The 10,534-nt window shown below is 61.0% G+C and carries 8 protein-coding genes; 6 read left to right on the top strand and 2 right to left on the bottom strand.

Going from position 1 to position 10,534, the window contains the following annotated elements:
• Positions 1 to 301: 301 nt before the first annotated feature.
• On the bottom strand, positions 302 to 2,056 hold the full coding sequence (locus IRZ31_RS17175) for a glycosyltransferase family 39 protein (RefSeq protein ID WP_297155866.1): 1,755 nt from the start codon (positions 2,054 to 2,056) through the stop codon (positions 302 to 304).
• Positions 2,057 to 2,532: 476 nt separating this feature from the next.
• Between IRZ31_RS17175 and IRZ31_RS17170 the strand changes: the two genes are divergently transcribed.
• From IRZ31_RS17170 to IRZ31_RS17145, 6 genes are all read left to right on the top strand, one after another.
• Positions 2,533 to 2,919: a DUF2089 domain-containing protein gene (locus IRZ31_RS17170; RefSeq protein ID WP_297155863.1), complete on the top strand. Its 387-nt coding sequence runs from the start codon at positions 2,533 to 2,535 to the stop codon at positions 2,917 to 2,919.
• Complete coding sequence (locus IRZ31_RS17165) at positions 2,903 to 3,286, top strand: hypothetical protein (protein ID WP_297155861.1); 384 nt, start codon at positions 2,903 to 2,905, stop codon at positions 3,284 to 3,286. Before IRZ31_RS17170 ends, IRZ31_RS17165 begins: the two co-directional genes overlap by 17 nt.
• 184 nt (positions 3,287 to 3,470) lie before the next feature.
• A complete protein-coding gene (locus tag IRZ31_RS17160; protein ID WP_297155859.1) occupies positions 3,471 to 5,297 on the top strand; it encodes a hypothetical protein in 1,827 nt (608 codons plus the stop codon).
• Positions 5,298 to 5,732: 435 nt separating this feature from the next.
• On the top strand, positions 5,733 to 6,728 hold the full coding sequence (locus tag IRZ31_RS17155; RefSeq protein ID WP_297155857.1) for a helix-turn-helix domain-containing protein: 996 nt from the start codon (positions 5,733 to 5,735) through the stop codon (positions 6,726 to 6,728).
• 399 nt (positions 6,729 to 7,127) lie between these two features.
• Complete coding sequence (locus IRZ31_RS17150; RefSeq protein ID WP_297155854.1) at positions 7,128 to 7,511, top strand: hypothetical protein; 384 nt, start codon at positions 7,128 to 7,130, stop codon at positions 7,509 to 7,511.
• Positions 7,512 to 8,069: 558 nt separating this feature from the next.
• A complete protein-coding gene (locus IRZ31_RS17145; RefSeq protein WP_297155852.1) occupies positions 8,070 to 9,038 on the top strand; it encodes an aldo/keto reductase in 969 nt (322 codons plus the stop codon).
• Positions 9,039 to 9,224: 186 nt separating this feature from the next.
• On the opposite strand, the gene yedA is transcribed toward IRZ31_RS17145, so the two are convergent.
• Positions 9,225 to 10,250 carry a drug/metabolite exporter YedA gene (gene yedA / locus IRZ31_RS17140; RefSeq protein WP_297155850.1) on the bottom strand — a complete coding sequence of 342 codons (1,026 nt, stop codon included), beginning with the start codon at positions 10,248 to 10,250 and terminating at the stop codon, positions 9,225 to 9,227.
• Positions 10,251 to 10,534 lie beyond the last annotated feature (284 nt).

Below are 10,534 nucleotides of genomic sequence, written 5' to 3'. Positions count from 1 at the left end.
CTCCGAGATCTGCTCAACGACCTCGCGGCTCAGCCCCTTCTTCGACTTGAAGGCGTAATTTTCAGGTACATGGAAGCCAGCGGTGTAGCTCGGCTCGGCTGTACCGAAGATTTCTTGCGTGCTCATGTCACATCACCTCAGTGTGGCGTCGAGACCCCTGCCTCACACATGAGGAAACAGCGCCACCTCGATCAATCCTTACTCTAACACTCGGATTTGCTCCTCTAATTATACGGCCCGTTGTGACGGCCTGTCAAGGCCAGTTTAGCGTGAGCTGGCGGGTCGTCACGCATCTTGCGCCCTAGCTTGCCGTCTCAAAGAGGTAGACATGAGCGGTGCTGGTGGCAAAAGAGGCCAGCAGGTGGTAGTGGGTGGAGAGCCAGGCGACGCTGGCCTGTGCGCGCTGGACCGCTGCCGCGTTTGGCAAGCGTGCGGTGACATAAAAGAGGCGTGCATGGTGCCTGGCGTAAGCCGCCAGCGCGGAAGGATCGGTCGCCTGGCTGGCCTTATCGGTCCCCAGGGTCACGCGAGCGACGTTGTAGGGCAAAAGATCGTAATCCACCCAGTGAAAGGCGCCGGGCGAATCGCTATCGAAGTGGGCCAGCGTTGGCGTCAGCGAGAAATAGTACTCGAAAGCCAGAGTGCAGCCCTGGCCGTTGTCATAGCAGACCAGTCCGTCGCCCTCCTGATAGTGGGCGGCTACCCACAAAGCGGCAGGGCGCCAGCTCTCCTGCTCAGCGTGGGCATAATAGTAAGGCATATGATAGAGCGCGAGCGCCAGCAACAGCAGGGCCAGGGCTGTGCGCAGCAGTCGCCAGGGGAGCATGCTCAGGCCCACCACTGCCAGCAGGAAGAAGGCCGCCAGCACCGAGACCAGATAGCGATCGAGAAAGAGATGAATAGAGACCTGGGTGATCGCGTAGCTCAGCACCGTGGGGATAAGCAGCCAGCATAGCAAAACAAAGCCAAAGGCGGCCAACTGCTGATCGTCTTGCACTTGCTGTCTGGCCTGCGCAGCCCTCTGCCCGGAGCCGGAGCGAAACAGTAATGCCAGTCTCAGCAGTAAAGCCTGCCCGCGGCCCGAGAGACTGGTGACCCCGATTCCCAGGCCCAACAGGCTCAGCGTTATCAACAAGGCCAGATAGACGCGGCCATGATCAGCGAAAGTCTGGAAGAGGTGCAGCAGGTCGCGTGGCCCCGGAATGGGAATCCACTCCGTCTGCGCTCCCACCCGGCTCAGGATCAGCATCGGTGTCACTAACAGCGTAATCGTAGCCAGGCTTAGTGCCAGTGGACCCAGCAGGTGGCGTGTTGGCGTGCGCCAGGGCGTTGGCAGTACGAGCAAACCAAGCAGCGCGATCCCTTGAGCACACAAAATTAACAAACTGAAGAAATGGGTATAAACGGCCAGGGTCATTGCCACAACATAGCAGAGCAGCCAGCGCCGCCAACGCTCTGGTCGCTGCAGCGTCGTGAGCAGCGCGTACCAGCCGAGCGTCAGGAGAAGCAGCTGAAGGCCATAGGCGCGGGCGTCCTGGGCGTAGAAAAGTTGGAGGTTGCTGACGAGATAGAGTAGAGCAGCGCAGCAGGCCAGGAAAGGGCTGAAGAAACGCCGGGCCAACAGATAGACGAGCGCGACAGCCACAGCGGCGCAACAGGCCGAGGGGAGGCGGACGATGGCTTCCGTCGGGAGGAAACCTATCAAGGCTGTCAGCCGGAGCCAGACGTGCAGCAGCAGATAGTAGAGCATCATATTGGGCTGGCTGGTGGTGATGATGTGCCAGAGCGTTGGCAGCGGCTGCGAGGCCCGTGAAACCGAGAGCAGTTCGTCGAACCAGAGGCTGGGCGTACCAAGATGGTACAGACCCAGGGCCAGAGCCACCAGGGCCAGCAACGTGACCCTGGCCCCCTCGCCTCTCAACAGAGGCCGGTAGAGAGAGAGACTCTCGATAAGCGAATACCCGGTTCGCTTATCGGATGGATTCGCGATAGCAATGCTTTCAGTAGTAGAAGTTCTTGAGAAGGATTTAGGATGAGAAAAACAGGTGTCTTCCATAACGGTGCTCCTGATGAGACAGCTAGTCGCCTGGTTGGGCGGGGGAGAAGGCTACACCGGCGAATAGGCGAGGCCGCTTTCACCCGACTCTGCCGGGCGGCTTCGCTGAATTGTGACGGGCTGAGCGGGGGGCAGTAACGCTTGTGGCATCAGTATAAATGCGTAATTATCACTTCTCTGCTCATCTTAGAGGGCGAGCCTGGTAGAGATGGCATCAATAATGGTATATATCTCCAATGCTTGGTATATTTTTGCCATAGATATTGACGAAATTGAGCGATTGTGCTAAAATCTCTGTCAGAAACGCACAGCCATTCCCACAGCGGGCCGGTCGATCGACGCGATGCATAAGCGGAGGTGGGCAAGCCGGCCTGTGGGGTGGGCCGGTGGTCTGTTCCTGGTCCACGTTGTCCACGTGGGAAATTGGATTAGGAGGCCCGGGGAGAGATGATCACCCCGGTGAAGAAGAGAGAAGCATGCACAGGCTGATAACCAGAGACCCTGTGAGCGGCGGAGAGCTGATTGTGACGCGCCTGGAGTGCCCCGAGAGCGGCGTGGTGATCGAGGGTCGCTTTAGCCTTGGTTGGATCGGGCGTCTGACCCCCGAGCAGCTTGATTTTGTAGAGCGCCTGGTCAAGAATCGCGGCAATATTCAGAAGCTGGCCAGTGAGCTGGATATTGCCTATAATACGGCGCGCAACCGCCTGGATGAGATTGTGACTGCTCTGGGTGGACCGCCTGAGAGCGAGCCGCGCCCCAGTATCGACCGGCGCGCGATTCTCGATCGCCTGGCCGCGCGTGAGATCACAGTTGAAGAGGCAATGCGCCTGCTGCGAGGTCAGTCAGATGCCGGTTCCCGCTGAGGAGCGCGATCGTATTCTACGTTTGGTTGAGGCTGGTCAGGTTAGCGCCGCTGAGGCTGCGCGCCTGCTCGATGCTCTGGCTTCGCCAGCAGAGGTCGCGCCTCCCCTCCGGGCCAGGCCGCGTCAGCGCCTGGTACATATTCGCGTGACTGATCTGCTGCAGAATCGTCCCCGCACGAGTGTGACGATCCCGGTGGAGCTAATCGAGGTGGGCTTGCGCCTGGCAACTCGTCTGGCTCCTCAGATTAGCGGCAGTGCGCTGGAGCAGCTCCTGCGTGCCATCGCTCAGGCCTCCACTGGGCGCCTGCTCGACTTCCAGGATCTAGAGGAGAATGAGCGCGTAGAGATTTTCCTGGAGGAGCGCTAGAGGGGGCGTGCGCCGGGCGGCCAGGCGCTGTCTTGCCTGGCGGAGCTGATCAGGCCCTGGGTACCAGCTTGCTAGACGAAAGATGATCTGAAAGCAGTGAGCGGAGACGGTAGCCTCTTGCTGGCTGTTGGGCTGCTGCTCCGCTCATAGACGAGGGTTTTGTGCGCCTTGAGGAGGCTGCCTTATGCGACAAACGATGAGTGTTGGCCCCCAGCCACGGATCAGGGTGGGCCGCATCAGCGGCGATCTGCTTGTGCGTCCTGATCAGTTTCAGCGTGTGCTGATCGAGAGCGACAGCGCCCTGGAGACAAGGCTGGTGCGTGAAGACGAGGGAAGCCTGGTGATAGGCGATTGTCGCGGCGACCTCAAGCTATGGTTGCCGGCAGACGCTGCCCTCTCGGTGAGCCGGCTCGCTGGTGACGGAAACATTCAGGGCATTCGCCGTTGTGAGCTGGAGGAGGCGCTCCAAGATCTGGTAGTAGAGCGTCTGACCGAAGCCCTGATACTTAGTCGTCTGGCTGGCGATCTGAGAGTGCAGGCGGTGCCCCTGGTGCAAGTCCGCGGAGAAATCAGGGGCGAGGGCCTGGCCAGAGATGTCGAGCGGTTGGAGGCCTCCACGGTGGTTGGCGACCTTGTTGTGGAAGGCGGGGGCACGGTCTTGCTTGGCTCCGTCGGCGGTGATCTACGTTTGCCTGCTGTTGCAACCTCGTTCCGTTGTGGACGAGTCGGAGGCGATGCCCTGGTACAGGGAGGCGGCGATACCGGGGTGGTACTTGGCCAGGTCGAGGGCGACCTGGAGCTGCTCGGCGCTGCTCAGGTCTACGTGGGCAGCGTTGAGGGAGACGTGGTGCTACGCGATATCAAGGGTGGGGTAGAACTCGGGCGTGTTGGTGGCGATCTCGATTGTCGCGAGGTGGCAGGCCAGCTGAGGGTGAGCCAGGTAATGGCTGATGCGGTCCTGAAAAAGATCCATGCTTCTCTGGAGATTGGGACCGTGGAGGGCGATCTTTCCTTGCAGGCGGATTTCCCACCAGGCTCGGCAACACACTTGAATGTGAATGGCGATGCGGTGCTGTCGCTGCCGGCACAGGCCAATCTCACGCTGCGAGCCGTGGTCGGCGGCAGCGTCAGTGGCGCCGGTCTCGGCCAGGAACTGGGTGAGTCGCGTCTGCTCTCACTGGTTTATGGCTCGGGCGACGCGCTGGTGGACCTGCGGGTCGCTCAAGACCTGCGTCTCCAGGGTGGGGGTCATCCCCGCCTGAGTGAGGGAGCTTTTCACTCCCGCGTCTGGTCCTGGGAGGACTTTGAGCAAGAGATGAAAGCGTTCGGTCGAACGATGACAATCCTGGGTCAGGAGCTGGCCCATGAGATGACGCGCCTGGCTCAGGACCTGGCCCGCGAGCTAGCTGAGGCTGGAGGGGAGTCTAGCGCGCGCTGGTCTGAGGAGGTGCTGCGCATGTTGGAGGAGCAAACGCGGCGTGCGCAGGAGCGGGCCGCAGCCTGGGAGCGCCGCTTTGCCCGGTTCTGGCCCCAGGGTGGTGGGCCGCGAGTACGTCTGCGCTTCCAGGAACGTGAGTGGCAAATGGACCCGGAGCGTCTTTATCGCATGCTCGATCAGGCCCAGCGGGCAGCGGCGGAGGGGGTAGCGGGAGCAATGGAGGCCGTCGAGCGCGCGCTGCGCAACCTGGGCCTGGCCTCATCGACTGAAGAGCGCTGGCGCGCCTCACGGACGCCCTCAACTGAGCCAAAGGAGGAGAAGTCTGCCACTCAGTCGGCGGCGCCCGCTTCCAGGACGGAACCACAGAGTCCGACGCCCTCTGCTGAACAACCGCCAGAGCAGCCAGGTCCGCGTCCAGCAGAGCAGCCCCAGCCAGCCGCCGAGTCCTCGTCTGATTCCGCTGCGGCTGCCGCCGAATCTGAGCGGGAGCGCGAAGCGATTTTACGCATGATCGCTGAGGGGCGGCTCTCTCCTGAAGAAGGCGATATGTTGCTGGAGGCCCTGGGGGCCTGAGTGAGCTGGCCAGGGACCAATTTCGCTAGCGCGGAGGCTGGCGAGCGTTTCACCCGGAGGGCCAGGCGTGCCAGCGCACCGTAGCCGGGCCCCTGGCCAGCAGCACAGAGGTCCCTGGTTTTGGGGATGGCTGAGCCTGCCGGCTCGTTTGCTTGCTCGCTTCTTCGCCGCTGGGCGGCGGTTCTCCCAGCCTCTTCTCGCTATTTAGATAGCCTAAATGCCGCTTTTCGGACCTTGAGTCTTCACAACTATCGTTCTCCACTGGGCGAATTGTGGTATAATTACAACCGCTGTCAATATTTCTGACCACGCGGAGCCGCTGCGAGAGGGGATTGTTTTACCACTGGCACCTTATCCCGAAGGATCTCAGTTTTTGCTATCAGGTAAGAGCACAATCTGTATCCACCCACTATTTCAAAGGATCAAGGTAGTTAGATGCAACAGAGCCGAAACTGGCGGGAACTGCTGGCAAGCCTCATTAGTGACCCGCGGCAGAAACAGACGCTGGCCAACAAGTTGGGGGTCACACCGCTGACCTTGACACGCTGGGCTGAAGGCGAGTCGCAGCCCCGTCCTCAGAATCTGAGGTTGTTGGCTGAAGCTCTCCCACAGTATCGTGCGGAGCTACAGCAAGCGTTCGGTGACGAGTTTGGCCTCTCCAATCTGGGGGAGCCGATGCTGGAGCTGGAAGAGGAAGAGATCCCCTCGGCCTTCTATGCTCGTGTCCTCAATACGCATGCCACAGCGCTGGCCATGCTGCGTTTCTGGTCCATCGCCAGCCTGATTCTCCAGCAGGCGATTGGGCAGCTTGATCCACATCAGGTTGGCATCGCGATTACAGTGGTGCAATGCATGCCGCCCTCTGGCCCAGCTGGCAAGGTGCGCAGCCTGCGCAAGAGGGTTGGTATAGGCACTGGTCCCTGGCAGAGCAGTGTCGAGCAGAAAGCAGGCTTTTTGGGAGCGGAGTCGCTCGCCGGCTATACCGTGGCCCAGGGGAGGCTGATAGTGATTCAGGACCTGATGCGCGATCAGGGCTACTATCCGGCGCGCCCGATCGAGGGAGAGATGGGCTGCGCTATTGCCCCCATTCTGCGCTCCAGCTGTGTGGCTGGGGGCCTGCTGGTCTCCAGCGCGCGACCTGACTTCTTCTCGTCTGGGCGCAGTCGGCTGGTGCAGGAGTATGCAGATCTCCTGGCGCTGGCCTTTGAGCCGCATGAGTTCTATGAACTGCAGCTGATTGACTTGCAGACCATGCCTCCTGAGCATGTTCAAGAGGAACATTTCAAGCATTTCCAGCGACGGGTGGCGGCCCTGATGCGCGAGGCGGCCTTGAACGACCGTCCGCTGAAAGTAACGCAGGCGGAGCTGCTGGTCTGGCAGCAGCTAGAGGAGGAGCTGCTGGGGCTGCCATTACCGGACTCGCAGGAGTGAGGCCAGGCCAGGAGGAGTGCAGCCGAGGTCGTGCTCCTGCTTCCTCCGGCCACGCTCACTCGTTCCCTCACTACCTCGCTCATCGCTCACTTGCTCGTTCACGTGAGCACTCGCCGACTTCAACTCCACCTTCTTGCTCGTCGCTCTCTCTGCGGGTGCAGGCTTTGGCACTCTGTGGCCTAAAAGTGCGAAGAAGCTGCGTCTCTCTGGTAGAGAAGGGGGGAAGGAGGTAGACACCTTCCTGCACAGCTCCTGTCTGTACCTGCTGCAGGATATGGCTGAATAGCGTCATACTTCTTACTCTCTTTTTCTTGCTTGTTTCCTTTCTTCCTCCCTCCCTCCTTCATTTTTTTCTTGCTGGCCTCTTGATTCTCGCTGAAGCTGACTGTATTCAGCAGAGTGAGTCGCTCAAAGGAGGCGAAGCCGATCTGGTGGCAGCAGCTCTTTCCTGAGCTACCGCCGGAGTGGATTGTTGAATATCGGCGTCCTCCGGCCCAGGGCCTGGCCTTTATCAACGCGCGCCATCTGGAGGATATCAAGCTTTCCTTTGCTCGCCTGCGTGGGGTCAACGCCATTGCGCAGTTGAATGCTCTGTTAGCCGAGCTGCGTCTACAACTTCAGGAGTTGGAGGCAAGCAACCTGCAGACCGACGAGGCGCGCCGTGTTGCCAGTTGCCGGCTCCTCTTCAGGCAAGAGGGTCAGCAGCTCCGTGGGATAGTGGTCGTGCTCTCCGCTCCCCAGCAGGGCGAGGCCCTGATACTATCGACGAGCGGCGCAAGTTGATCTTTATCCCCAGCGAGGGAAGGAACTGGAGCATCTGGCCTGGCAGCTACTGCGCCGTCTGACCGAGCTAACAGGATCAACAGCGCAGGTCAAAACCGCTGCTGTTGATCGGGTTCAGCGGGCTCAAGCGGAGCTGGCACGCACTGGTCGCCCGGTGCATGTGGGCCTCTACTTTTTCCGCGACCGTGGTGAGCAAGTGCGTGCCTACGGTAAGTATGCCGATCCCTTGCTGTGCGGCAGTTATGAGCGAGACATCCTTAAGCCCCTTCATCACGGGGAGTAGTTGCTCTGGCGAACGACGGCTGGGCGGCTGCCTGGCGAGAGCACCGGGCGGGCGACGATGGGCCGCCTCTAACAAGAGGCGACCTGTTTGCCGGGCTAGGGCCCAGCCTTCGGCTGGTGGTGTTCACTGCGTATTCCCTGCAAACAGGCTCTTTGCCTGAGTTTGCCTTTCGGGCCTCCTTTGGAATAAGATGAGAAGGCCAGGGGCTGTGAGGGCCTCCTGAGCACCTACCACAAAGCAGTTGAGATGGCGAACAGGTTGCGGAAGGAGTGTCTATGCAGAAGCGACGCTTAGGGAACACCGACATGGAAATCACGCCGCTGGGGCTGGGGACGTGGGCGATTGGAGGCGGCAACTGGACCTTTGGCTGGGGTCCACAGGATGATGCGGACTCGTTGGCGGCGATTCATAAGGCGCTGGACCTGGGAATCAACTGGATCGATACAGCAGCGGCCTATGGCCTGGGACACGCGGAGGAGATTGTCGGGCGTGCCGTGCGCGAACGTGCTCCCAACGAGCGCCCATACATTTTTACAAAGTGCTCGCTTGTCTGGGACGAGACCAGCAATGGGCAGGTGCGCAATGTGCTCAAGGCCGATTCGATTCGCCGTGAGGCCGAGGCCAGCCTGCGCCGCTTGGGCGTCGAGGTGATCGATCTCTATCAGATTCACTGGCCAGTGCCCGATGAGGATATCGAGGAGGGCTGGAGTACGCTCGCTGAGCTGCAGCGCGCTGGCAAGGTGCGCTACATTGGCGTCTCGAACTTCAACGTGGCTCAGATGGAACGGGCGCGGGCCATCGCCCCGATCAGCTCGCTGCAGCCGCCTTACTCGTTGATTCATCGCGAGATTGAAGCAGAGATTCTGCCCTATTGCCAGCAGCATAATATTGGGGTGATTGTCTATTCACCAATGGCCTCCGGCCTGCTGACAGGGCGGATGACCAGAGAGCGGGTAGCGGCTCTGCCTGACAACGACTGGCGTAAGCACCATCCCGATTTCCAGGAGCCGCGTCTGTCACGCAATCTCGCTCTGGCGAAGCTCCTGGGCGACATCGGCTATCGCTATGGGCGCACGGCTGGTGAGGTGGCTATTGCCTGGACACTGCGCCATCCGGCGGTGACCGGGGCGATTGTGGGGGCGCGCCGACCTGAGCAGATCAGCGAGCTAATCGGCGCGGCGGAGTTCCGTCTCTCGCCGAGCGACCTGGAGGAGATCGAGAATTTCCTGCGCGCCAATCCCTGACTGTCCCTTTGCTGAGTAGATATCTCTCTCGGCAGCGAGGCCAGGCCGGCCTCGCTCGCCGTTGGCTCTCATTCAGAGCTATCCCTGTTCTATCCCTCTTCTATCCCCGTCTTATCCCCCTGGTCTCCTCCTCTCTGTTCCCCTGCTTCTCTCTCGCTCTGTTGAGCTTTGGCTCTCGGCTCTCTTCTAGCGGTCGGTCCGCAGGGGGCTGAGCTGCTGTGGCTCGCCCTCGCTGTCGATGGCAGCACTGTTGTGGCCGATGACGGGAGTCGGGCGCGGCTGTAGAGAGATGAGGGCTACGCTGCCAAGGATGATGAGCATGGCCAGCAGTTCGAGAGGTGAGACCTGTTCTCCTCCGAACAGGGTGCCCAGGAAAACGGCAACCAGGGGATTGACGTAGGCGTAGCTGGTAGCGAGGGCGGGCCGGACGCGCCGCAGCAGGTAGCCGTAAGCGCAATAGCCAAGTAGAGAGCCGGCGCCGACAAGATAGATGAGAGCCAGCAGCGCACCGGGGGCGGGTGGCAGGCTGGGGCGTTCGCCCAGCAGCAGACCGATGGTGAGTTGGGCCAGGCCGCCGGCCAACATCTGGGTGGCGCTGGCCATCAGGCCAGAAGCCAGGGGCAGACGCGCGCTCCAGACGGAGCCGAGGGACCAGCAGATGGGGGCGATCAGGAGGGCGATGGCCCCTTGGGGATTGGCCCGCAGGCCGCTCTGCAGGTTGAGGAGAATGACGCCGGCGAAGCCGATGAGCAGGCCGAGCCATTCGAGGCGCCGCGGCCAGCGCCCGCTAAGACCGGCAAAGAGCGCTGTCCATAGAGGGACGGCTGCCAGGGCAATGGCGGCCAGGCCGCTGGCGACCCATTGTTCGGCGAAAGCTACCATGCCGTTGCTGCCAACAAGCATGAGGACGCCGATGCCGGCGCCGGCCAGCCACTGGCGCACGCTGGGCCGCGGCTCGCCGCGCAGGCGCAGGAAAAGATAGAGCAGGGTGCCGGCGCAGACGAAGCGCAGACCACCCATGAGGAAGGGCGGGAAGCTGGTCAGTGCCTGGCGCATACCCAGGTAGGTGGACCCCCAGATAATGTAGAGGGCGAGCAGGGCCAGGACGATGCCCAGCCGATCGACAGAACGCAGGCTGCCCGGGCGCTGCTGGGCTGCTGCTGGGCCTGACCGGTCGGAGTCACTGACGATTGCGAGACGATCTTCACTCACAAAAGTGTTTGCCTGTTTTCTCTGCATAGCTCTTTAAATATGCTGATAAAGTAAAAGATGGACAGGACGATACGAAAGTGAATAAATTGTTGGGCGTCACAGGGCGAGATAGGTCGCTCCGTGGCTTGGCTGTTGCTGGTCTATCCGGTTGGATCGGAGGTGAAGGGTGGGTATCCGAGTCCGATCGGGATCGCTGACAAGAGTATCTATGGAAATTTTATCTGCCCAGGGGTCGATTGGCTACAGCCAATGGGGGGTAGACGGGGGTGGATTGGCTCTTGCTG

The sequence above is a fragment of the Thermogemmatispora sp. genome (assembly GCF_019683635.1).
Classification (GTDB): domain Bacteria; phylum Chloroflexota; class Ktedonobacteria; order Ktedonobacterales; family Ktedonobacteraceae; genus Thermogemmatispora.
The sequence above is the reverse complement of the archived record's forward strand: the minus strand, read 5'-3'. Positions and strand labels throughout refer to the sequence as shown.

What these genes read in the sequence shown, in the direction of transcription:
- IRZ31_RS17175 (WP_297155866.1), bottom strand. Translation starts at nt 2,056, where the DNA reads ATGGAAGACACCTGTTTTTCTCATCCTAAATCCTTCTCAAGAACTTCT.
- IRZ31_RS17170 (WP_297155863.1), top strand. Translation starts at nt 2,533, where the DNA reads ATGCACAGGCTGATAACCAGAGACCCTGTGAGCGGCGGAGAGCTGATT.
- IRZ31_RS17165 (WP_297155861.1), top strand. Translation starts at nt 2,903, where the DNA reads ATGCCGGTTCCCGCTGAGGAGCGCGATCGTATTCTACGTTTGGTTGAG.
- IRZ31_RS17160 (WP_297155859.1), top strand. Translation starts at nt 3,471, where the DNA reads ATGCGACAAACGATGAGTGTTGGCCCCCAGCCACGGATCAGGGTGGGC.
- IRZ31_RS17155 (WP_297155857.1), top strand. Translation starts at nt 5,733, where the DNA reads ATGCAACAGAGCCGAAACTGGCGGGAACTGCTGGCAAGCCTCATTAGT.
- IRZ31_RS17145 (WP_297155852.1), top strand. Translation starts at nt 8,070, where the DNA reads ATGCAGAAGCGACGCTTAGGGAACACCGACATGGAAATCACGCCGCTG.